Raw genomic sequence first — 22,959 nt, 5'->3', positions numbered from 1 at the left:
CCCGTGAAAAAGGTGAGTGAGTGCCAAGCTGCATCCGTATGCTAAAAAGCTCGTGGGTGCTTACTGAGGGAGGTTCGAATGCGGGTGATCGAAGGTTCGCTGAACGCCAAAGGGATCAAGCTCGGTTTTGTGGTGAGTCGCTTTAACGATCTGGTGACCCGGTCGCTGCTCGAGGGGGCCCTCGATGCCTACCGCCGGCTCGGGGGCGCTGAGGATGACGTGACCGTGCTTTGGGTACCCGGGGCGTTGGAGCTGCCGGTGGCCGCCCGGCGGCTGGCGGAGACGGGCAGCGTGGACGCGATCATCGCCCTTGGGGCCGTCATCCGGGGCGCGACGTATCACTTCGAGGTGGTGGCGGGGCAGTCGGCCGCGGGACTGATGAAGGTCCAGCTCGACACCGGGGTGCCGGTGCTCAACGCGGTGCTCACCACCGACACCCTCGAGCAGGCCCAGGAGCGTGCCGGGAGCAAGGCCGGCAACAAGGGGGCCGACGCGGTGATGGCTGCGGTTGAGCTGGTAAGGGCGCTGGCGGCGCTTTGAGCGTGCCATCGCGGGTTTTTCAACGTGCCGGGGTGGGATTGGCGGTCGTTGCAATTGGCCGGGGTCCCCGCGATGGCAAACGCCACGGCGCGGTTCTTAGGCCTTCTCCTTGCAGCGCACCACCAGCACCGGCGTTTCGGTCCGGCGCAAGACCCCCTCGGTGACCGAACCCAGGAGGATGCGGTCGAGGCCGGTTCGTCCGTGGGTGCCCATCACGATCAGGTCGTAGGCCTTGGCGGCCTCGACGATGGCCCGCACCGGATTGCCATCCTCGACCAGTTTGGTTGAGACCGTGACCCCCTTGTCCTGGGCCATTCGCTCGGCCTCCTTAAGCGCTTCCTCGGCGCTCTTTTTTAAATCCTCGATCAGGTCAAAGGCGTAGGGGACGGCCTCGGGGGTGACCCAGAGCGCCCCCATGGGGTTTTCCAGGGCATAGAGGAAACAGACCTCGGCCGCAAGCCGCTGCGCCAGATCGAGGCCGGTTTTTATGGCCTCCATGCTACAGGGGCTGCCGTCGATCGGCATGAGGATGCGTTTCATTTCGACCTCCTTGCACCCATTCTACGCGATTGCGATCGGCCGGTGCGCGAATGGGTCGGGGGCCGCGTATACTCGCCGGTGTGATGGAGATTCGGCAGACACGCCTCGCCAACGGTTTGACCCTGGTGGTAGAGGAACACCCGGGAAAGCCCGGCGTGGCCTTCGGATTTTTGATTCCCGCCGGCGCCACCACCGATCCCGAGGGGTTGGAGGGCGCGGCGGCCGTCCTCGAGCGGTGGCTGTGGAAGGGGGCGGGCACCCACGATGCCAAGGGGTTCGCGCACGCCCTGGATACGCTGGGGATCCGCCGCGGGAGTTCGGCCGGCCTTGAGTACACCACCTTCTCCGCCGCCATGCTCGGGGAGAACTTTGCCCCCGCGCTCAGGCTCTTCGCCGACCTCCTGGTTCGGCCCTGGCTCGATGATGCGAGCTTTGCCTCCTCGGTCAAAAGCGTGGAAGAAGAGCTCGCGGGACTCGAAGACAATCCTCCGAGAAAGCTGTTCACCCGGCTGCGGGCGGAGGTCTTTTCGAGCCCTCACCGCCGGAATGTCGAGGGCAGCTTTGAGAGCCTGGCCCGCTTGACCCCCGAGGCGGTACGGGCGTCGTTCGCGCGTCGGTACGGCCCAAAAGGGGCGATTCTTGCGGTCACCGGTGGCGTCACCTTTGATGAAGTGCTCGATCGGGTGACCGAGACCTTGGGCGATTGGCGCGGGGGGCCGTCGGCTCTGCCGACCCCCTCGCTCACCCGGCCGCACGCGCGGCACTGGCCGGAACAGACCGCCCAGGTGCAAATCGGCCTTTATTACCGTGACGTTCCCCCGGGCCACCCCGATTTCTACGTCGCCCGGCTCGCGGCCCAGGTGCTCTCGGGAGGTATGGGCAGCCGCCTCTTCACCGAGATTCGAGAGAAGCGGGGTCTCGTGTACTCGGTCCACGCCAGCCCGGGTTCGGTGAAGGGCTGGGGGTACCTGGCCGCCTACGCGGGGACCACGCCCGAGCGGGCTCAGGCGACGCTTGGGCTTTTAAAGGAAGAGATCGCCCGGCTCGCCGCGGGCGTGAGCGGGGAGGAGCTTGACCGGGCCAAGATCGGCGTGAAGAGCGCACTCGTCATGCAGGGGGAGTCGGCCAGGGCCCGCGTCGGCGCGCTGGTGCGGGACGTGTTCCTCTTCGGCCGCCCGAGGACGCTCTCCGAGATGCAACGCGAGGTCGAGGCGGTGGATCTGGAGCGAATGAACGCCTTTTTGGCCCGCCATCCCTACGATGAACCCTGGGAAGGCGTGCTCGGACCTTTGGAGGTGGCGTCGTGAGTGTTGAGTTTCAACTGGCGCGTTTGCAAAACGGGCTGACCGTGATCGCCGAGATCGACCCCGACGCCGCGAGCGCCGCCATGGGCTACTTCGTCAAAACCGGTGCCCGCGACGAGCCCGAGTCTCTCGCCGGGGTGAGCCATTTCCTCGAGCACATGGTCTTCAAAGGGGACGAGACGCTGACGGGCCTGGAGGTCAATTTGGCCTTTGACCGCCTGGGGGCGCAGTACAACGCCTACACCTCCGAGGAAAACACGGTGTTTTACGGTGCGGTGCTCCCTGAGCTCATTCCCGAGCTTTTGCGGCTGTTGACCCGCTTGATGCGCCCGGCGATTCGCCAGGAAGACTTCGAGACCGAGAAGAAGGTGATCCTCGAGGAGATCGCTCTCTATGCCGACCGGCCGGAGTCGGTGGCCTTTGAGCGGGCGCGGGCCCGCTATTTCCGGGGGCATCCTTTGGGCAAGAGCGTCCTCGGAACCACCGAGAGCATCACCCGGCTCACCCGCGATCAGATGGTGGACTACCACCGCCGCCGCTACCTGCCGGGGAACATGGTGCTCGCCTTTGCCGGGCGGATCGACTGGCACGAGGTTTTGGATCTGGCGGCGGCGCTGACCGAGGACTGGCCGAGCGGTGAGGCGCCGCGAGCCTACCCGCCCCACGCCCCGAGTCGCGAGGCGGTGCGCGAGACCTACGAGCGAGCGCGGCAGACGTACTTCGTCGTGATGGCCCCGGGGTATGCGGCCCGTGATCCGCGCCGCTACCCCGCCTCGATCCTCGCCCACCTGCTCGGGGACGCCAGTTCGAGCCGGCTTTACTGGGCGCTCTTTGATACCGGGTTGGTGGAGTCCTTCGGGGCGGGGCACGAGGAGAACGACGGCCTCGGGAGCTTTTACGTCTACGCCAGCGCCCGGCCGGAAAACGAAGCCAGCGTGGCCGAGGCGCTCGAGGCGGTGCTGGCCGAACTGCGGCGGGATACACCGGGGGAGGATGAGATCGAGCGGGCCAAGACCAAGATGGCGACCTCGGTGGTCTTTGCCGGGGAGACACCGATGAGCCGGCTGTTTCACCTCGGGCTCAGCTACGTCTACACCGAGACCTACGAACCTCTTTCGGATGTTCTTTCCAAGGTGAAGGCCGTGGACCGGCGCGCGGTGCTCGAGGTCCTCGAGGATGACCCCTTTGCCTCGGCGCTCTTTTACCGGCTCGGACCTGGATGAAGGGTGGGGCGATGCGGCGCTGGCTGCCCCTGGTTCTCGCCCTCCTGGCGGTTCGCGTTCTCGCCGTTTCGCCGCTCGAAGAGGCTGTCCTTAAGGAGGCCAACCGGGCCCGGCTCGCCCGGGGCCTCCAGGCGCTGGCCTTTGACGAGAAGCTCTACCGGGCGGCGCGCGCCCACGCCGAGGACATGATCGCCCGGGGCTATTTCGGACACCAGGGCCCGGGGGGACCGACCCCCGAGGCGCGCTTTTGGCGTGCCGGTGTCTTCGCGGTCAAGGTCGCGGAGAACCTCTACGAGCTCGATGGCAAACGCCCGGGTGACTTCGCCGCCCGGGCGGTCGAGGCCTGGCTTCAGAGCCCGCCCCACCGAAAAAACCTTTTGCAGGGGCAGTTCACCCACACGGCGGTGGCGGTGGTGACCCGAGGCGAGCGCACGGTGGCGGTACAGGAGTTCGCCTACCAGCCCTTTGCCCTAGAGCTCCACCGTTTTTGGGAGGAGGGCTGGGTGGTCTCGTTTACGCTCGCCGGGACGACCTCGGTTCCGGTGGCCCTGATCGTCAACGGTTTCCTCCATGAGACCCTGGCCCCAGGGTCGGTCGATCGGCGCTATGTCCTCCCCCTTTCGGCGGAGGTTCGTCTCGGCCTTCCCACCGACCGGGGGTACCTTTCCCTGGTTTGCGAGCAGGGGGTTTGTCGCTGGGGCGATCGGGTCCGGCTGCGCTACGCCCGGCGGCGGGTCCGGGTGCGGGGGGTGAGGTTTCTGTTCAGCCTTCCTGCCGGTCGCTACCTCGTGGCCTACGGCGAGCCGCCGAAGACGCTGGAGGTGGTTGAGGGCCGGGGCTCGCTCTTTGCCCCCGCCGCCTGGCGCTATTTGTGGCTGGGGCAGGGGGGCGTTGGCGTCTACCGGATTCCCCTTTTCGAACCCCCGAGCCCGGAAGAAGGCAGCGCGCCTTGAATGGGGTTAAGGTGGAACCATGAAACCCGTGACCCTTTTGGACACGACCTTGCGCGACGGGATGCTCGCGGAGGGGGTTTCCTTCACCGTCGAGGACAAGCTCGAGGTGCTCGAGCTGCTCGACCAACTGGAGATCGACTATCTCGAGGCCGGCTGGCCTTACCAGTTCCCCGAAGACCTGGAGGTCTTCGAGCGGGCACGCGAGATGGGTCTTCGCGGCAAGCTGACCGTGTTTGGATCGACCCGCAGGCCGGAAACCCCGCCCTCGCGCGATCCCAACGTGAAGGTGATGCTCCGGGCCGAAACCCCGACCGTGCACGTTTACGGCAAGGCCTGGGAGCTCCACGTGGAGAAGGTGATCCGGACCTCACTCGAGGAAAACCTGCGCATGGTCCGGGATACCGTGGCCTACTTCAAGGATCAAGGCAAGGAGGTCATCTTCACCGCCGAGCACTTCTTCGACGCCTGCCGTCGGGGTTGCGACTACCCCATGGCGGTGGTCGGGGCCGCGCTCGAGGCCGGCGCCGACATCATTGACCTCGGAGATTCCAACGGGGTGACGCTGCCGCGGGAAATCGAGGCCTACACCCGGCAGGTCGTGGACGTGGCGGGGGAGGTTCCGGTTGGCTTTCACGGCCACAACGACGGCGGGCTCGCGGTGGCGGCGGCCATCGCTGCCATCGAGGCCGGCGCCCGGCACGTTCAGGGTTCGATGGGCGGTTACGGGGCCCGCTGCGGCATCACCGACCTCGCCACCCTTTTGCCCATTCTCAAGCTGCGAATGGGCATTGACGCCGTTTCCGATGAAGCGCTCCGCCACTTGACGCCGGTGGTGAGGGCGATCGTCAACAAGGTCGGCGTGGGCGAGCTCGACTACCACCCCTTCGTGGGCTACAAGGTGTTTGCTCACCGTACCCACGCACACATTTCAGCTGTGCTCTCCGACCCCGAGTCCTACGAACCGATCCCCCCGGAGGCGGTGGGGAACGAACGGCGGTTGCTCTTCCCCGGGATTGCCCGGGCCAGTTACCTCGAGGCCCTGGCCCGCCGCTTTGGCGTAGACCTCACAGAGGATACCGCCGCCAACCAGCGGATCCGGGAGGAGCTCTTGCGCCTTGAGCGGGAAGGGTACACCTACGAGGATGCTGCTGCCAGTTACGAGCTCATCCTGGGCAAGCTCACCGGCCGCTTCCGGCCCTGGATCGCCGTCGAGCGCCTGCGCCTTTTCGAGGTGATCCGCGGCAAGGTGCAGCCGGTGGTGGAAGCGAGCCTTCGCGTGCAGCTCGGCAATCGGACCGAGTACGTCGCCGCCGAAGGCGCGGGGCCCATCACCACCCTCTTCACCGTGCTCAAGGAGGCGCTGAGCGACGCGAGGAGCGGCCTTGGCGAACTGGGGGCCTATGTCGGAGGTCTGGGCTTGAAGTCGGTGCGGGTGAAGACCTTCTACCACCGGACCAGGGCCGAGCTCAAGGCCCGGGTCACCATCACCTTCGACGACGGTCGGCGGAGCTTCACCACCATCGGCATCTCCGCCGATATGATCCAGGCTGCCTGGCGGGCGCTTTTGGATGGGGTGGAGTACGCGCTCTACACCGAGGCCGAGCGCCGGGGTTTGGTGCTCGAGGGGCTCGACTGAGGCCCGACAACGGTAAATTGAAGGGCGGAGGTACGCGATGGAAGTGAGGAAGATCGGCGTCGTCGGTGCGGGGCAGATGGGTTCGGGCATCGCTCAGGTCGCGGCCCAGGCCGGTTTTAGCGTGGTTTTGCGCGACGTTGAACAGCGGTTCCTCGAGCGGGGAATGAACGCCATTCGGCGCTCGTTGGCCAAGTTCGTCGAAAAGGGAAAGCTGTCCCAGGAAGCGCACGATGCCACGCTCGCCCGCATCCAGACCACGCTTTCGCTTGAGGACTTCGCCGATTGCGACTTGGTGGTGGAGGCCATCATCGAGAACGAGGCGGCCAAGGTCGAGCTTTTTGAGCGTCTCGACGCCATCGTGAAACCCGAGGGTATCCTGGCCTCCAACACCTCCTCGATCCCCATCACCAAACTGGCTTCGGCCACGAGCCGTCCCGAGCGTTTCATCGGCATGCACTTCATGAACCCGGTCCCCCTCATGGTTTTGGTCGAGGTGATTCGGGGGCACCGGACCTCCGACGAGACCGCCGGGGTGGTGGTCGAGGTGGCCCGGCGAATGGGGAAGACGCCGGTTGAAGTGAACGACTACCCCGGTTTCGTTTCCAACCGGGTGCTCATCCCCATGCTCAACGAGGCAATCCAGGCGGTGTTCGAGGGGGTGGCGACGCCCGAGGCGGTGGACGCGGTAATGAAGCTCGGCATGAACCACCCGATGGGACCGCTGGAGCTGGCCGACTTTATCGGCCTCGACACCGTACTCGCCATCATGGAGGTCCTCTACGAGGGCTTCAATGACTCGAAGTACCGTCCCTCGCCGCTTTTGAAGAAGATGGTCCAGGCGGGGATGCTCGGGAAAAAGAGCGGCCAGGGCTTTTACCGGTACGACGAGCGCGGCAAGAAGATCTCAAGCTAAGGAACCCGCCGCGGCAAACGCCAACCACCGCCATTCTCGCGCCGTCACCCTCGAAAAAAGGCGATCGGGAAGGGAAGGCCCCAGCGCACTCGCTGGGGCCTTTGCCTACCCTCGAGGATAAGCGCGCAGGTAGGGGCGGGGGATTTCGGGGGGCTCCCCAAGGCTTAGGGCGGCTTCGATCGGCCAGTAGGGGTGGCGAAGCAGGGTCCGCCCGAGGAAGATGAGGTCGGCTTGCCCGCTTTGCAGGATGGTCTCCGCCTGTTCGGGTTGGGTGATGAGCCCCACCGCCCCGGTGGCGATTTGAGCCTCGGCCCGGATTCGGGCGGCGAAGGGTACCTGGTACCCCGGGGCCACCGGCGGCCTGACGTTCGGCAGCGTCCCCCCGGACGAGACGTCGATCAGGTCGACCCCGATCGTCTTGAGGGCTCGGGCGAAGGCGATCGAGTCCGGGAGGTCCCAGCCGCCCTCGGCCCAGTCGGTGGCCGAGATCCGGACCCACAGCGGTTTCGAATCGGGCCAGACGGCGCGGACGGCCCGGGCCACCTCGAGAGGAAAGCGCATGCGGTTTTCCAAGCGCCCGCCGTAGGCGTCGGTGCGCTGGTTTGAGAGCGGAGAGAGGAACTGGTGCATGAGGTAGCCGTGGGCCATGTGCAGCTCGATGACCTCAAACCCCGCGGCGAGCGCCCGTTCCGCCGCCGCCACCCAGGCCTTTCGGGTGGCCTCGAGATCCTCATCCGACATGGCGCTCGGTGCCGGGAAGTTCTGCGAAAAGGGCAGGGCGCTGGGAGCGATGCGGGTCCAGCCGTCGATCGGGCGCCCTTCCCGGTTGACCCCCGCCTTTCGCCCCGCGTGGGCGAGCTGAACCGCCGGCACGGCGCCGAGTTCTTTCAGAGTGCGGGTGAGCGTGGCGAGGGCGGGAATCTGGTCGTCCGACCAAAGCCCTAAGTCATGGGGGCTGATGCGTCCGGGTGGCGTGATCGCGGTGGCCTCGAGCATCACCACCCCCACCCCGCCCACGGCCCGGGTGGCGTAGTGGATCTGGTGCCAGGGGGTCACCTTGCCGTCGTCCTTCGCCCGGTACATGCACATCGGTGACATCACGATGCGGTTTTTCACTTCGAGGTCGCGCTGTTTCCAGGGTGAAAAGAGCATGGTGCGTGCCATAGTTCTAAACTACCCCCTGGCCCCAAAAGGGGTGGCCTTACCTTCCAGCAGCCCGCGCCCGGTTACACTCGCCCTGTGAACGACGGCACGCTCCATATCATCGGTGGCGGACTCGCCGGCAGCGAGGCGGCCTTGGCCGCCGCCCGGCTCGGGGCGCGGGTGCGCCTTTACGAGATGCGCCCCAGCAAGATGACCCCCGCTCACCAGACCGACCGCTTGGCAGAGCTCGTCTGCTCGAATTCGCTCGGTGGGGAGAGCGAGACCAACGCCAAGGGGCTTTTGCAGGCGGAGATGCGTCGCGCGGGGAGCGTGGTGATGGAAGCCGCGGACCGTGCCCGGGTGCCTGCCGGAGGGGCCCTGGCCGTGGATCGGGAGATCTTCGCCGGCTACATCACCGAACGGGTGTCGGGGGATGCCCGCATCGAGGTGATCCGTCAGGAAGTGACGCGGCTGCCGGAAGACGGTGCGGTGGTGCTGGCCACCGGGCCGCTGACCTCGGACGGGCTGGCCGAGCATCTGCGGGGTTTGCTCGGCGACAACTTCCTCGCCTTCTACGACGCCGCGGCACCGGTGGTGCTCTTTGAAAGCATCAACATGGATGTCTGCTACTTCGCGGGTCGTTACGATCAAGATCCCGACTACATCAACTGCCCGATGAGCGAGGAGGAATACCGTCGCTTTTACGAGGCTTTGGCCTGCGCCCGCCGGCACACGCCGCACGACTGGGAAAAGCTCGAGTTCTTCGAGGGCTGCATGCCGATTGAGGAACTCGCCAGGCGGGGTTATCAAACGCCGGTTTTCGGCCCGCTCAAGCCGGTGGGCCTGGCCGATCCGCGCAGCGGAAAGACCCCCTTCGCCGTGGTCCAGCTCCGCCGTGAGGACCGGGCCGGGCGGATGTGGAGCCTGGTGGGTTTTCAAACCGGCCTCAAGTGGGGGGACCAAAAGACGGTGGTGCGGCTGATTCCGGGGCTTGAGCATGCAGAGATCGTGCGCTACGGGGTGATGCACCGGAACACGTACCTGAACGCGCCGCGCCTCATCGATGAATCTCTGGCGCTCAAGTCGCTGCCGCGTGTCTTCGTCGCTGGGGTGCTGGCCGGGGTGGAAGGCTACCTCGAGTCCGCCGCCACGGGATGGCTGGCCGGGCTGAACGCAGCCCGGTGGATCCATGGCCAGGCGCCGGTGGTGCCGCCAGAGGCGAGCATGCTCGGGGGTCTGGTGCGATTTTTAGCCCGTGCCAATCCGGAGAACTTCCAGCCGATGAACGCGAACTGGGGGCTGGTGCCGGCGGTACGGACCCGGGGGTCGAAGAAAGAGCGGCGCCTCGAGATGTACCGGCGGGGGATTCAGGCCTTCGAGGGCTGGCTGCGCGCGTTGCTGCCGGGCGTCGAGGCCGCCTCTCACCCCGACTTAACCCGCCCCGGTTAGCCTCAATGCTGATGAGTGCACTCCATGGCACCACGATCCTGGCGGTCCGCAAGGACGGTGTGACCGCGCTGGCCGGCGACGGCCAGGTGACCTTGGGCAACACGGTCATGAAGCGCGGCGCCGTCAAGGTGCGCCGCCTCGAGGGCGACGTCCTGGCCGGGTTTGCCGGCAGCGTCGGCGACGCCTTTACCCTTTTGGAGAAGTTCGAAGAGCAACTCCGCGCGGCTCGGGGCAGCCTGCTCAGGGCCGCGGTGGAAACGGTCAAGCTGTGGCGGACCGATCGCATCCTGCGCCAGCTGGAAGCGATGATGATCGTGGCTGATCGCGAACAGATGCTGCTCCTTTCGGGCTCGGGTGAGGTGATCGCGCCCGACGAGCCCGTTTTGGGCGTGGGGAGTGGTTCGGCATACGCGCTCTCTGCGGCCAAGGCCCTGCTCAGACACAGCGATCTCTCCGCGCCCGAGATCGTTCGCGCCGCCCTCGGCATCGCTGCCGAGGTCGATATTTACTCTGGGGGCGAGATCACCGTATTGACTTTGGGGGAGACATCATGACCGAACTCACGCCGGCCCAGATCGTCGCCGAGCTCGACAAATTCGTGATTGGCCAGAGCGAGGCCAAGCGCGCGGTGGCGGTAGCGCTAAGGAACCGTTACCGGCGCAAGAAGCTCCCCCCGGAATTGGCCCGGGAAGTGATTCCGAAAAACATCCTGATGATGGGCCCGACCGGGGTGGGGAAGACCGAAATCGCCAGACGCCTTGCCCGTCTGGCGCGGGCGCCTTTTTTGAAGATCGAAGCCACCAAGTTTACCGAGGTCGGTTACGTCGGCCGCGACGTGGACTCGATCGTTCGGGATCTGGCCGAAGTGGCCTACCAGCTGGTGATGCAGGAAAAGACCGCCGAGGTGGCCGAGGAGGCGCTCCGCCGCGCCAACGAGCAGCTGGCGAGCTTGCTCGGGGCCCCGCTCTATGAGGTCGAGGCCGGCCGTCACGATCAGCGCCTGGTCGAGATCGAGGTGGCTGAGGAGCCCCAGCTCCCGTTCATGGGCATGCTGGGTGGCGAGCAGATGCAAGGGCTTTCCGATATGCTCTCGGGGTTGCTCCCGAAGCGCCGCGCTCGCCGGCGTATGCGGGTGCGCGAGGCGCGCGAGGTGCTCAAGGCTCAGGAAGCCGAGCTGATGGTGGATAAGGAAGAGGTGAGCCAGGAGGCGGTGCGCCGGGCCCAGGAGGACGGCATCGTCTTCATCGACGAGATCGACAAGATCGCTTCCAACGACGGGGTGCGGGGCCCCGATGTATCCGGCGAGGGCGTCCAGCGCGACCTCTTGCCCATCGTTGAGGGGACCGTCGTGAATACCCGTTTGGGGCCGATCTCGACCGAGCACGTGCTCTTCATCGGGGCCGGCGCCTTCCACGTGGCCAAGCCCTCGGACCTCATCCCCGAGTTGCAGGGGCGATTTCCCATCCGCGTCGAGCTCACGCCGCTTTCTGCCGAGGATTTTGAGAAGATCCTGACCCAGACCGAGTCTTCGCTGATCCGCCAGTACACCGCGCTTTTGGCTGCGGACGGCACCGAGGTTGAGTTTACGCCCGAGGCCATCCGGGCGGTGGCCCGTTACGCACACCGGGCGAACCAGGAACTCGAGGACATCGGGGCCCGCCGGTTGCACACGGTGCTCGAGCGCGTCCTGGAAGAGATCAGCTTCCAGACCGAGCTCGGCAAGGTCGTGGTCACCGAGGCCTATGTCCGGGAACGGCTCGATTCGGTGATGGCCCGCGAAGACCTTTCCAGGTACATTCTTTAGGAGGAGAGATGCGCCGTTGGTTTTACCCCTTCCTAACCGTGGCCCTGATGGCCACCGCCATGGCCCAGGGGACGAAAGAGAATGCCCAGCTCACCCCCGAGGCCTGGATGCTCCTCGGCAACGAGTACTATGCCGAGGGTGCCTACGACGCCGCACTGATTGCCTTTAAGCAAGCGGTGGAAAAGGAGCCCCAGAGCTCGCGGGCGCTCTATGGCCTGGGGCGGGTGCAGCTCAAGCTGGGGCTGGTCAACCCCGCCATCGAGAACCTCAAGCGCGCGATCGCCCTCGACGCCAAATTCACGCCGGCCTACGTGGCGCTGGCCGAAGCCTACGCGCGGCTCTACGTCGAGGCCGACGACCGAGACGCGGCCAAGGTCCACCTGGCCCGGGCGCTTTCGGTGCTTAAAGACGCCGAGCGGGTCTCTCCCAACGACCCCTCGGTCTACACCCAGGAGGGCCTCGTCTACCGGCTGATGGATCGGGGCGATAGAGCGGTCGAGGCGTTTCAGAAGGCGCTGAGCCTGCGGCCGGATGACCCGCTCTTGCTCTATAACCTGGCCATGGCCCACCTGAATATGGGCAAGCTCGACGCCGCCATCACCGCGCTTGAGCGGGCGGTGAAGGCTTCGCCGAAAGACGCCTACCTCAGGGCCCGATACGGGGCTTTGCTCGCGGTGCGGGGCGATCTCAAAAAGGCCGAGTCAGTCCTGGCCGATGCGGTCGCGCTCGATGCGAAGAACGCCCTGGCCTGGGATTACCTGGGCCAGGTTCGGCTGAAGCAGGGGGACCTCGAGGGCGCCATCGAGGCCCTGGAAAAAACGGTCGACCTGCGCCCGCTTTCCTACCCCGAAGCCTACTACTACCTGGGACAGGCCTATTTGCAAAAGAATGACCCGGAAAAAGCGCGCTACTACCTGACCAAGGCGGTGGTGCTGGCACCGGAGAGCGCCGACTATCACTACTGGCTCGGGGTCGCGAATGAACGTTACGGTGACCTCGAGGGCGCCCGGGCGCAGTATGCCGAGGCCCTCAAGGTCAACCCTCAGCTCACCAAGGCCCGGGAGGCGCTGGATCGGGTGAAGAAGTAGGGGGCGCCGGTGTGCGGTTGAAGCTGGAGGCCTGGGACCCCGATCAAAGCGGGGCTTGGGGGGAGGAGGCCCGCCCGGCGCTGGCGGGTCGCCCGGTTGAAACCCCCTGGGCCCCGGTGTCCGACGCGCTTACGCACCCGGGCCCCTGGGTGTTCGTCGATGGGGTGGAGCGGGCAGAGGCGTTCGTACGGGTCGAGGGGCGTTCCCTCGGCCTTTTGTTTTCCTACGCCGTGGGGGCGGTGCTCAGGGATGCGGGGGGCGTGACTTTCGCCGAACCGCTGAGCGTCCGGCGGGTGTTTTTGGCCCCGGAGGGTGAGGATCTGATCCTCGGCCCCCGACTCGCCTACACCTTCCACCGCACGCCCGAGCTCGATCACGAAGGGCTTTTGCAAAGAGCGAGGGCCCTTCGGCGCCGCGATGAGTGGGCGCTCGGTGAGACCTGGGCGAGGCGCGTTCCCGAGGCGCTGGTGATTCACGACGGCCCGCTTTTTTACCAGCCGGAGTCGGGGGGAAAGGTGACCAAAAGCCGCATCGGTTATGTCAAAAGCCACTACCAGAGTTATCTCGCCCCCGAGCACCAGCCGATCCTCGCCGCTTTAAAGGCCGGCGAGCGAACCCCGGTCTTCGCGGTCCCGCCTGAAGCCCGCCGGACGCCCAGGGCGTTTTTCAGCTGGTACATCCGGCTCCCGCTCCACCCTTCCACGCCGTACAGCGCTGCGAGCGGCCTAGTCCGGGTCGAGACCGACGCCGAGGGGTCCGAGGAGGCCGTCCTGCTGGCGCGGTATGCCCTCGATGCCCTGGTTCGCCTGGCCTCGGAGCCCTACCGGGATCCGCGGGCACCGTCGAACCTGGTTCCGGTGGGCGGGCTCGAGCGCGAGTTGCGCCGCCGCATGGGTAGCCGTGAGCTCATTCGCCGGGCGGTGAGCCGCTGGATTGCCGGCTGACCGCGCCGCCGGAATCGATTCGTGACCCTATACCCTTGACAATATAAGGCTCATGGGCATATATGGAGGCGAGGAGGGGTTATGGATTGCTGCGGGCTCGACCGGAGACGATTCATCGGAGGGGTTTTGGGACTGGCGGCTGGGGGCTTGGCCTTTGCCAAAGGCAGGCGAATCCGCTTGGCCTTTTGCTCGCAGACGCTATGCATTCTGCCCTACGTGGTGGCCCAGAAGCGGGGCTATTTCGCCGAGCAGGGGTTAAACGTCGAGCTGATCTACGCGCGCGGGGGCGGGGCGGCCCTCCAGGCGCTGGTGGGGCGGGCGGTGGATTATGCCGCCACCAGCCTCGATGCCCAGCTGCAGGCCTATAAAAACGGCGCCCCGATCCGGCGCTTTGCCGCCAGCGGGCGGCTCCCCCTCTTCGCGCTCGCGGTGGCGCCGAAGGCGAGCGCGAAGATCCGGACCCTAGAAGACCTCGAGGGCAAGACCGTCGGCATCTCGGCGCTGGGGAATGCCGACCACGCGCTCTTGCTCTACCTCCTGGCCAAGGCGGGGGTGGATGCCTCGCGGATCCGCTTTGCCACCATGGGTCCGAACCTCTTCGAGGCGCTTCGCGTCGGCCATCTGGAGGCGGGCATGGTGCAGGAACCGGCGCTGACCTTGTTGCTGGCCCAGGGGGGACGCGTCCTGGTCAACTTCATGGATCTGGAACAGACGCGGCGCTACCTCGGCGGGAGCTATGCCTTTTTAGGGGTGGTGGTGCGAAAGGACGAGGTGGAGGAGCGGCTGGATGAGATGCGGCGGCTTTCGAAGGCGCTCGAGGCCGCGCTCGAGTTCATCCACGCCGCCCCCGGGCGCTTGATCGTCGACGCCCTGCCCTCGGCGCTGATCGCCGGTGGGAACCGCAAGCAGCTCGATGCGATCGTCGAGCGCTATCGCAAGAGCATCTACCCGCGCACCACCCGCCTCGATCTTGAGGCCGCGGCGCGGGTGGTCGAGGCGCAAAAGCTCGCCGGATTGCTCCCAGCAGGCTTTCAGTGGAGAGAACTCTTCTTGCCCGAGGTGCTCGAAGGTGCTAAAAGTTGAGGATCTGCGCGTAGAGATCGGTGGTCACCTGGTCTTGGATGGGGTGGACCTGGAGGTCGGTGCCGGGGAGTTCGTCAGTTTGGTCGGTCCGTCCGGCAGCGGTAAGAGTACCATCTTGCGCTCGGTGGTCGGGCTTCAACCCGTTGCCTCCGGGAAGATCACGCTTTCGATTCAAAGCGACGCCGTTGGCTACCTTTTCCAGGAGGACGCCCTTTTGCCGTGGCGGAGCGCGCGCCAAAACGTCGCCCTCGGCCTTTTGATGCGGGGCTGGGAGCGGAAAAAGGCCCTCGAGGAGGCCGAGGCCTGGCTGGCCCGGCTGGGGCTGGAGGGCCTTGGTGACCGCTTCCCCCACCAGCTCTCTGGAGGTCAGCGCAAGCGGGTGGCCCTGGCCCAGGTGCTGGCGCTCCGCCCCCGCCTTTTGCTCATGGACGAGCCCTTCGCCGCTCTCGACGCCATCGTGCGCATGGAAGTGACCATGGATCTGCTCTCCTGGGTTGAAAAATCGGGGATCGCGGTCTTGCTGGTCACCCACGACCTGGAGGAGGCGTTGGCCCTGGCCGACCGGGTGGCGCTGCTCAGCCGGGGCCCAGGGGCCAGGATCAAAAAGCACTACCCGGTGCCATTTGCAAGGCCGCGCGATCCGGTGGGGATCAAGGCCGACCCCCGTTTCGGACGCATGGTGAAACAGCTCTGGGAGGACCTCGAGGAGATGGTCCGGTGCGCCGCGCTTTGAGCTTGCTGGGGCTACTTTCGCTGTGGGAAGTGGGGGGGCTCCTCGGCTGGATCAACCCCTTTTACGCCCCGCCGCCGCACCAGATCGTGGCGGTCCTGATTGGCCTTTTCGTCCGGGGTGAGATCTGGCCCCACCTCGAGGCCACCTTCGCCGCCGCCCTGCTCGGCCTTTTCCTGGGGCTCCTCATCGGCGGCGGCCTTGGGCTTTTCGCCGCCCTGGTCCCCTTGGCCGCAGACCTCTTCGAACCGATCATGATGCTCTTTAACGCCGTGCCCCGGGTGATCCTGGCGCCGCTCATGGTGATCTGGTTCGGGATCGGCCTCGGTTCGAAGGTGGCGCTCTCGCTGGTTCTGGTCACCGTGCTCGTCTTCTTCGCGGTCTACTCTGGCGTCAAGGATGTGGATCCGCGGTTGGTCGAACGGGTTCGCACCCTGGGCGGCGGGCGGCGCTGGTTGCTCACCGAGGTCTACCTCCCCTCGGTCATGGCCTGGGTGCTCTCCTCGCTGAAGGTGGCGGTGGGCTTTGCGTTCACCGGGGCGGTGGTCGGCGAGTTCGTCGCGGCGAGCCGGGGGCTCGGCTACCTACTCTCCTTTGCTCAGAGCACTTATAATGCCTCGCTCACCCTGGCCTTGATCGTCCTCATCATGGCTTTCGTGCTTGTATTGTTCTATTTGTTCGGACGCATTGAGGCCAAGCTCCTGGTCTGGAAGGTCAGATAAGCCCGCAAGTCTCGCGCAAACGCCTTTGCATCCCCGGCCGTAAACGTTTTCATTGACGGCCGGGACTTAGCTGCTATAATAGGCGCGGTCCGAGGATGTAAACGTTTACAAGGAGGTCGTGGGTGCGGTCGGACAAGCGCGGGCAGGTAACCATTCACGAGGTGGCCAAGCTGGCCGGGGTTTCCATCGGCACCGTGAGCCGGGTCTTGAACGGTCGGAAGGGGGTGCGCCCCGAAACCCGGGCCCGGGTGCTCGAGGCGGTCCGGCAGCTCGGGTACGCGCCCAACCCCGTGGCTCGCGAGCTCTCGGGCGGGGCGGCCAGCACCATCGGCGTGCTCCAGGTCCCGGGCATGCCCCGCTTTACGCCGTACTTCACCCTGCTCTACGAACACCTCACCGAAGCTCTGTGGCGGGAGGGATTCCTCGTCCGCGAGGTCGCGACCGATCCGGCAGGACTGCCGCTCGAGCCCGCCCGGGGCTACGTTCTGCTCGGCGCCCACGATCACGACCCTCGCCTTGAGCGCCTTTTCCGCGAAGGGACGCCTTTCGTTTTGGTTGGCGTCTATCCCGGCGCCTTTTGGGTGGCCCCGGATGACGAGGAAGGCGGGTATCTCGCCACCCGGCACCTGCTTGAGCTCGGGCACCGGCGTATCCTTCATCTCACCGGCCACCTTCACCACCAGGCGGGGCGCGAGCGGCTTTCGGGCTACAAGCGTGCGCTCATGGAGTACGGGGTCCCCTTCCGAAAAGAGCTGGTGCTCGATGGTGACTTTTCCTCGCTCAGCGCTTATCGCGTGCTGCGCCGCGCCTGGGAAGGGGGATTGCGTTTTAGCGCCGTGTTCGCGGCGAGCGACGAGATGGCGATCGGTGCCCAGGCGGCGCTTTCCGACCTCGGGCTTTCGGTGCCCGCTTCGGTCTCCCTCGTCGGTTACGACGACCTGCCCGGGCTCGGGACCGGGCTGACCACGGTGCGGCAGGATATCGCCGCCATCGCCCGCACCGTCGGCACCCTGTTGCAGGAGGCCCTGAGTGGGCACACCCCGCACGGGGTGCGGGTCCCGGTGCAGCTGGTGGTCAGGGGGACCACGGCGAAGGGAGGTGGGGACTGGGGGGAAGAGTGAGGTAAGGGCTGCTCGGTTTGAGCAGCGAGGCCAAGGGTTTTTGCGTAGTGATCCTCTTTCGAGGAGGTTTTCCATGAAGCGGTTGTTGGTGATCCTCACCGCCCTTTTGGGGCTGGCTTTGGCCCAGACCACGGTTCGTATCTCGGGCTGGGGCGGCACAGACATCGCCGTTGTGAACGGGCTGCTTAAAGAAGTCGTGCAGCCCATGATGGACAAAGAGGGCATCAAGGTCGTCTATGAACCGATCGAAGGCGACTACACCCAGTGGCTTTTGAACGCCCTCTCAGCGGGAACCGCGCCGGACCTCTTCTACGTTGATGTGTTCTGGTCCGAAGGCGTCTTCGCTTCGGGTAAGGTCGCGCCCCTGGACGACTACTTCACCAAGGAAGAGATCCAGGCCTTTATCCCCAGTCTGGTCGATGCCTTCCGTTATAAAGGCAAGCTCTACGGCATCGCCAAGGACTTCAACACCCTGGCCATCGAGTACAACAAGGACCTCTTCGACGAAGCCGGCGTGCCCTACCCCGACCAGCAGGATACCTGGACGACCTTCGAGGCCAAGCTCAAGCAGGTGGCGGAAAAGCTCGGGGACGTGGACGGGACCTGCCTGGTGCCGGATTTCGCCCGTTTCGGTGCCTTTGCCTTCGCCACCGGCTGGAAACCCTTTGACGAGAACGGCCGGACGGTCCTCGATGCGCGTTTCCGCAGGGCGTTCGAGTGGTACACCGGGCTCAAAAAGCGCGGCGTGGGCGTGTTGGCCCAGGACATGGGTCAGGGCTGGACCGGTGGCTGCTTCGCTACCGAAAACGTCGCCACCGCCATGGAAGGCGCCTGGATCGGTGGCTTCCTGCGTGACCAGGCGCCGAACCTGCCCTACGGCACCACCTTCATGCCCAAGGATCCTGTGAGCGGTCAGCGCGGCAACTACATCTTCACCGTTTCCTGGAGCCTGTACTCGGGCTCGAAGGTCAAGGACGCGGCGGTGAAGGTGCTCAAGGCGCTGACGAGCCCCGAGGCCCAGCAGTGGGTCCTCGAGCGGGGGCTTGCCATTCCGAGCCGGAAGGCCCTGGCCAACAACCCCTACTTCCAGCGCTACGGCAAAGAACCCGAGCTGAACCGGGTGGTCTTCCAGGGCTCGCTCAAAGGGCACGTTTTGCCGTTTAAGTTCCAGCAGTATGGCGGCGAGTGGAAGCAGATTCTCGATGATGCGCTTTCCTCGGTGCTTCTTGGCGAGAAGTCGGTGGATCAGGCGCTCGCCGACGCCCAGGAAAAGCTCGATGCGCTGACCGGCAAGCGCTGAGTGGGAATTGCCCCGGCAATATGGCCGGGGCAATTCCACCATGGAGAGTGCGATGCGAAGAGCGAGGTTCGTCGAAGCGGTCTACGCCCTGACCTTTTTGCTCCCCTACCTCCTCACCCTGCTCGTGTTTTTCGTTTTTGCCTTTTTGCGGACCTTTTATTTCAGCTTCACCGACTACGATCTCTTCCATTCCCCCAAATGGGTGGGGCTCGCGAACTACCTGGCGCTTTTCCGGGAGCCGCTGTTCGTCCAGGCGTTTAAAAACACCCTGGCCTATGCGCTGATCGTCACCCTGGCCCAAACCGTGCTGGCCCTCGGCCTCGCCGCCGTGCTGAACCAGAAACTGGTCGGGATCACTTTTTTCCGCACCGTTTACTACATCCCAAGCATCCTCTCGAGCGCGGCCGTAACCTTGATCTTCCTCTGGCTCTACCAGCGCAAAGGGTTCGTCAATTTCGCCAGCGGCTGGATCCTGACCTACGCGCCGATCCTCGCCACCGCCGCGGGCCTGTTTTTGCTCCTGCAGGCGTTGCAGGTGATCTGGGAGCGGCGACGGGGCTTGCCGGTGCACTTTTTTGACCCCGCGCTGGCCACCGTGTCCCTGTTGCTCGCCGGCGTGGGGACGGCGTTTCTTTGGTGGTTCGGGGTGGTGGAACCGCGGAGCGACGTGGCCGTGAACCTGGTGTGGCTCAACACCCGCCGCACCTGGCTTGGGATTCCGATCCCACTCTGGGCAATCATTTTGCAAAACGTCTACACCACGGTGCCGACCTTCATGCTGCTCTATCTGGCCGGGCTTCAAGATGTTCCCAAAAATCTCTACGAGGCAGCGGCGATCGACGGGGCGACGCCCTGGCAGCAGTTTCGCTACGTGACCGTGCCTTTGCTGCGCCCCTTGACCTTCCTGGTCATCACCCTGGGGCTGATCGGAACGTTGCAGCTGTTTGACCAGGTGGCGCTTTTCGGTTCGGCCGCACCGCTTGAGTCCAAGATTACCCTCGCCTATTACGTCTACAACAACGTCTTCCCCTCGGCGGCGACCCCGCGCGTCGGGGATGCCTCGGCCGCGGCCATCGTGCTGGCGCTGCTCACCCTGGTGGTGGTCCTCTTGCAACGGCGCTTTGGGGTGTCGGAACGGGGGTTTTGAATGGATCGCTTTTACATGCGACGGCGTTGGGCCAGAGCGGGATGGATTTACGGCACCCTGCTCTTTTTCGGCCTGATCTTCATCGGTCCCTTTTACGTGTCCTTTCTGGCGAGCTTGAAGGATAACCCCCTCGAGTGGCCCTTCCGCTTCCGTTTTGCCCAGGTGAGTCCGGTCAACTGGCGCGCGGCCTGGAAGCTCGGCCTTGCCGGAGCCGGCGATCCCTGGCTCGGCGGTTTTGCCCCCGGGGCAAAAGTGGTCCTCGAGGTCACCTATTTCGTCCCCCAGGGGGCGAGCGCTGAGCCGCCGGAGGTGCGTATTCCGCGTCGCCGGGCCGGGGCGGGGCTGGGCGCGGTCGTCGACGAACCCTTTGCCGCCGATTACGCCAAGGTGGCGGCGCCGCGTGTGGTTGCCCGGGTTCCGGGGACGCTGGCGGAAAAGCCGGGCACCTTTTACCGCTACCGGATCCGGATCGAATACCCGGGGTCGGGGCCGCGCATCGACCGCTTGCCCGTGGACCTTGAACTCTCACGGAGCGCCTTCCGGGCCGGGGTGCGCTTCGTTTCCGCGACCCTGGCCCCGAACCGCATCGAGCGCCGGGGGCGGGTCGCGAGCTGGGACAACGTGACCCCCGGGCTGGTCGGCTACGTGATGAAAAACTACGTGCGGGTCTTCAAGGAGTCAAAAAGCCTCTCGACCGGTCAGAGCCTCTTTTGGCGTTGGACGGTCAACTCGTTTTTCGTTGCCTTGGTTAAGGTGATCACGAACCTCCTCTTCGCTGCCATGGCCGGGTACGCCCTGGCCAGGATGCGATTTCCGGGCAAGCACCTGCTCTTTCTTCTCATGCTCTTTACCATGATGGTCCCGGGTCAGGTGCTCTTCATCTCCAACTATCTGGTTCTGCGGGATGGGATTTTCGGCTTGTCGCGGCTTTTCGGCGCCCCCACGTTGCTCAACAGTCTTTGGGGGCTGATCCTATCGGGCGTCGTGGGCTCGAGCGCGGTGTTTATCATGAAGCAGTTTTTTGAATCGATTCCCAAGGAAATCGAGGAGGCAGCGCTGATTGATGGCGCGAGTCCCGCCCAGACCTTCTTCCGCGTCGTGCTGCCCATGGCGACCCCGGCGTTGGGAGCGCTCACGATTTTGGTGTTCCAAGGCACCTGGAACGAGTTCTTCTGGCCCCTGGTGGTCTTGACCAGTCCGCAAGACATCTACACCTTGCCCATCGGCCTGCTTTCTTTCCGGAACGCCTACGGCCAGGTCGGCGACTGGGGGCTCATCCTGGCCGGGGCTTTCCTCTCCATGGTGCCGATCATCGTCCTTTTCGTCGTTTTCCAGCGTTACTTCATCGAGGGTGTCTCGTTTAGCGGTTTGAAGGGTTAGCGAGGCGAGCGATGGCTGGACAATGGTCATTCGGTGCGCGTGGGCTTAAAGAAGACGATACCTACCTCGTTCTCGACGCCCAGGGCCGGGTGGATGGCGGGGAGACCGGCGCTTTCCGGCACGATACGCGCTTTCTATCCCGGTACGTGTGGCACCTCGAGGACTTCACCCCTTTGCTCATCCACGAGCCGAGGCCTGACACGCGCGTCGAGCACTGGGCGCGCCTTATTGGGCCCGATCAGGCCGTCGGGCTGAGCCGGGTGCTGAAGGTCAACCGAGGGCTGATCGTCGATCGGCTGGTCTTCGAAAATACGGGTCAGAACCCTGCCGACATCGATCTCCGCCTCACGCTGGCGGCAGACTTCGCCGATCTCTTCGAGGTTCGCGGCTGGATGCGCCATCCGCGAAAGGTGGAACGGGTTGGTGGGGCAGACCGGGTTGGGTTTCGCTACCTGGCCGGAGATGGTCTGGCGTTTGCCACCTGGGTTGAGCTCTCACCGCCCCCGGTGGACGGGCGCTGGCGTTTCCGGCTTTTCCCCAGGGAAAAGGTCCAGATCAGCGCGGTGATCCGGCTTTTGAGCCCCCTCGAGGACCCGGCGGCATCGCCGTTGCCCGGGTACGACGAGTGGCGGGCGAAGTTCCCGATCGTTCTGGATGACCCTCGAGCTCAGGCGGTCCTCGAGCGGGCGGTGGATGACCTCAGGGCCCTTCTGATCGCGACCCCTTTTGGGCCGTATCCCGCGGCCGGCATCCCCTGGTTCGTCGCGCCCTTTGGACGCGACGGCCTGCTGAGCGCCTACATGCTCCTACCCTTTGCCCCGGAGGTGACCGAAGCGGTGTTGCGCTTCCTCGCCGCGCATCAGGGCCGCGCCAGCGTTCCCGAGCGCGACGAGGCCCCGGGCAAGATTCCCCACGAACTCCGCCAGGGCGAGCTGACCCGCCTCGGCGAGGTTCCCTTCGGACCTTATTACGGGACTGTGGACGCGACCCCCCTCTTTTTAATCCTGCTCCACGCCCACATGCTCTGGACGGGCTCGCTCGAGCTGGTCGAGGAACTCCGCGGGTCCTGGGAGGCGGCGCTTTCCTGGATGCTCGATGCCGGGGACGCCGACGGCGATGGGCTGCTCGAATTCTCGGCCCAGGGGCAGCGGGGGCTCTCGGTGCAGTCGTGGAAGGATTCTTCCGATTCGATGACCCACGCCAGCGGCGAGCTCGCAGAGCCCCCCCTCGCGGTGAGCGAGGTGCAGGGCTATGCTTACCGGGCCTATAAGGCGGCGGCCGAGTTTTACCAGGCCCTGGGCGAACCCCAAAGTGCGGCCCGCTGGGCGGCCCGGGCCGGGACGCTTCGGGAAGCGTTCCACCGTCGCTTCTGGCTGGACGACCTGGCCACCTACGCCCTTGCCCTCGATCGCGACAAGCGGCCCCTCAGGGTTTTAAGCTCAGATCCTGGACAGCTGCTTTGGAGCGGGATCGTTCCCGAATGGGCGGCGTCAAAGCTGGTCAGGACCCTCTTTTCCGAAGCCCTCTGGAGCGGTTGGGGCTTGCGGACCCTGGGGGCGGGCGAGCAGCGTTACAATCCGCTTTCCTACCACAACGGCTCGGTCTGGCCTCACGATACCGCGCTCTTTAGCGGCGGGCTCGCCGCATATGGATTTCAGGGCGAGGCCATTAAGGTCGCCCGGGCGCTCTTTGATCTCGCGCTCAGCCAGGCCGATCGCCGCTTGCCAGAACTCGTGGGCGGCTATCCCCGGCGGCCCGGTGAGCCCCCGGTGCCCTATCCTTCGGCCTGCCGCCCCCAGGCCTGGGACGCTGCGGCGGTGATTTACCTCTTGCGCGTGGCCTGGGGCTGGCGACCGGGCATGCCCCCGAGCCCGCCGGAGGGCTTTTTCTCCGGCAAGCTCAAGCGGGGTCGGTTTTAGGCGGATCGTCGTCGAATGGC

The 22,959-nt window shown here is 65.5% G+C and carries 21 protein-coding genes; 19 read left to right on the top strand and 2 right to left on the bottom strand.

Annotated features, from left to right (window positions below; genetic code table 11):
* Positions 1-78 precede the first annotated feature (78 nt).
* Positions 79-540 carry a 6,7-dimethyl-8-ribityllumazine synthase gene (gene ribH / locus ACZ5BT_RS01430; RefSeq protein ID WP_464884861.1) on the top strand — a complete coding sequence of 154 codons (462 nt, stop codon included), beginning with the start codon at positions 79-81 and terminating at the stop codon, positions 538-540.
* Between the two features lie 96 nt (positions 541-636).
* Here ribH and ACZ5BT_RS01425 read toward each other — a convergent pair whose 3' ends face one another.
* Positions 637-1,080, bottom strand: a complete 444-nt coding sequence (locus ACZ5BT_RS01425; protein WP_464884860.1) for a universal stress protein — start codon at positions 1,078-1,080, stop codon at positions 637-639.
* A gap of 83 nt (positions 1,081-1,163) precedes the next feature.
* On the opposite strand from ACZ5BT_RS01425, the gene ACZ5BT_RS01420 reads away from it, so the two are divergent.
* Genes ACZ5BT_RS01420 through ACZ5BT_RS01400 form a run of 5 tightly spaced genes read left to right on the top strand, consistent with a single transcriptional unit; the run spans position 1,164 to position 7,109 of the window.
* Positions 1,164-2,387, top strand: coding sequence for a M16 family metallopeptidase (locus ACZ5BT_RS01420; protein WP_464885738.1), 1,224 nt, complete (start codon positions 1,164-1,166; stop codon positions 2,385-2,387).
* Positions 2,384-3,607 (top strand): M16 family metallopeptidase, encoded by a 1,224-nt coding sequence (locus ACZ5BT_RS01415; RefSeq protein ID WP_464884859.1) that lies wholly within the window; start codon positions 2,384-2,386, stop codon positions 3,605-3,607. Before ACZ5BT_RS01420 ends, ACZ5BT_RS01415 begins: the two co-directional genes overlap by 4 nt.
* 11 nt (positions 3,608-3,618) lie before the next feature.
* Entirely contained in the window at positions 3,619-4,560 is a 942-nt protein-coding gene (locus ACZ5BT_RS01410; RefSeq protein WP_464884858.1) for a CAP domain-containing protein, read from the top strand.
* Between the two features lie 19 nt (positions 4,561-4,579).
* The gene (gene cimA / locus ACZ5BT_RS01405) at positions 4,580-6,196 is read left to right on the top strand and encodes a citramalate synthase (protein WP_464884857.1); all 1,617 of its coding nucleotides are present in this window, start codon (positions 4,580-4,582) and stop codon (positions 6,194-6,196) included.
* Between the two features lie 37 nt (positions 6,197-6,233).
* Positions 6,234-7,109 (top strand): 3-hydroxyacyl-CoA dehydrogenase family protein, encoded by an 876-nt coding sequence (locus ACZ5BT_RS01400; RefSeq protein ID WP_464884856.1) that lies wholly within the window; start codon positions 6,234-6,236, stop codon positions 7,107-7,109.
* A gap of 105 nt (positions 7,110-7,214) precedes the next feature.
* Here the strand turns inward: ACZ5BT_RS01400 and namA are convergent, their stop codons facing one another.
* A complete protein-coding gene (namA, locus tag ACZ5BT_RS01395) occupies positions 7,215-8,273 on the bottom strand; it encodes an NADPH dehydrogenase NamA (protein ID WP_464884855.1) in 1,059 nt (352 codons plus the stop codon).
* Between the two features lie 75 nt (positions 8,274-8,348).
* On the opposite strand from namA, the gene trmFO reads away from it, so the two are divergent.
* The 13 genes from trmFO to ACZ5BT_RS01330 all read left to right on the top strand — a co-directional run bounded on the left by trmFO (position 8,349) and on the right by ACZ5BT_RS01330 (position 22,939).
* Complete coding sequence (gene trmFO / locus ACZ5BT_RS01390; protein WP_464884854.1) at positions 8,349-9,701, top strand: methylenetetrahydrofolate--tRNA-(uracil(54)-C(5))-methyltransferase (FADH(2)-oxidizing) TrmFO; 1,353 nt, start codon at positions 8,349-8,351, stop codon at positions 9,699-9,701.
* Between the two features lie 11 nt (positions 9,702-9,712).
* Positions 9,713-10,255: an ATP-dependent protease subunit HslV gene (hslV, locus tag ACZ5BT_RS01385; RefSeq protein WP_464884853.1), complete on the top strand. Its 543-nt coding sequence runs from the start codon at positions 9,713-9,715 to the stop codon at positions 10,253-10,255.
* The gene (locus ACZ5BT_RS01380) at positions 10,252-11,505 is read left to right on the top strand and encodes an ATP-dependent protease ATPase subunit HslU (protein WP_464884852.1); all 1,254 of its coding nucleotides are present in this window, start codon (positions 10,252-10,254) and stop codon (positions 11,503-11,505) included. The genes hslV and ACZ5BT_RS01380 overlap by 4 nt, the downstream gene beginning before the upstream one ends.
* 8 nt (positions 11,506-11,513) lie before the next feature.
* Positions 11,514-12,593 carry a tetratricopeptide repeat protein gene (locus tag ACZ5BT_RS01375; RefSeq protein WP_464884851.1) on the top strand — a complete coding sequence of 360 codons (1,080 nt, stop codon included), beginning with the start codon at positions 11,514-11,516 and terminating at the stop codon, positions 12,591-12,593.
* Positions 12,594-12,604: 11 nt separating this feature from the next.
* On the top strand, positions 12,605-13,537 hold the full coding sequence (locus tag ACZ5BT_RS01370) for a DNA double-strand break repair nuclease NurA (RefSeq protein WP_464884850.1): 933 nt from the start codon (positions 12,605-12,607) through the stop codon (positions 13,535-13,537).
* A gap of 81 nt (positions 13,538-13,618) precedes the next feature.
* Positions 13,619-14,620, top strand: a complete 1,002-nt coding sequence (locus tag ACZ5BT_RS01365; RefSeq protein WP_464884849.1) for an ABC transporter substrate-binding protein — start codon at positions 13,619-13,621, stop codon at positions 14,618-14,620.
* Complete coding sequence (locus tag ACZ5BT_RS01360) at positions 14,607-15,353, top strand: ABC transporter ATP-binding protein (protein ID WP_464884848.1); 747 nt, start codon at positions 14,607-14,609, stop codon at positions 15,351-15,353. The genes ACZ5BT_RS01365 and ACZ5BT_RS01360 overlap by 14 nt, the downstream gene beginning before the upstream one ends.
* Entirely contained in the window at positions 15,338-16,072 is a 735-nt protein-coding gene (locus tag ACZ5BT_RS01355; protein ID WP_464884847.1) for an ABC transporter permease, read from the top strand. The genes ACZ5BT_RS01360 and ACZ5BT_RS01355 overlap by 16 nt, the downstream gene beginning before the upstream one ends.
* A gap of 122 nt (positions 16,073-16,194) precedes the next feature.
* Complete coding sequence (locus tag ACZ5BT_RS01350; protein WP_464884846.1) at positions 16,195-17,193, top strand: LacI family DNA-binding transcriptional regulator; 999 nt, start codon at positions 16,195-16,197, stop codon at positions 17,191-17,193.
* A 73-nt stretch (positions 17,194-17,266) separates the two neighbouring features.
* On the top strand, positions 17,267-18,493 hold the full coding sequence (locus ACZ5BT_RS01345; RefSeq protein WP_464884845.1) for an ABC transporter substrate-binding protein: 1,227 nt from the start codon (positions 17,267-17,269) through the stop codon (positions 18,491-18,493).
* 52 nt (positions 18,494-18,545) lie between these two features.
* Complete coding sequence (locus ACZ5BT_RS01340) at positions 18,546-19,640, top strand: carbohydrate ABC transporter permease (protein ID WP_464884844.1); 1,095 nt, start codon at positions 18,546-18,548, stop codon at positions 19,638-19,640.
* A gap of 15 nt (positions 19,641-19,655) precedes the next feature.
* Positions 19,656-21,020: a carbohydrate ABC transporter permease gene (locus tag ACZ5BT_RS01335; protein WP_464884843.1), complete on the top strand. Its 1,365-nt coding sequence runs from the start codon at positions 19,656-19,658 to the stop codon at positions 21,018-21,020.
* 11 nt (positions 21,021-21,031) lie between these two features.
* Positions 21,032-22,939, top strand: a complete 1,908-nt coding sequence (locus ACZ5BT_RS01330; protein ID WP_464884842.1) for an amylo-alpha-1,6-glucosidase — start codon at positions 21,032-21,034, stop codon at positions 22,937-22,939.
* Positions 22,940-22,959: the final 20 nt, after the last annotated feature.

This window comes from Vulcanithermus mediatlanticus, assembly GCF_055385885.1.
The sequence above is the reverse complement of the archived record's forward strand: the minus strand, read 5'-3'. Positions and strand labels throughout refer to the sequence as shown.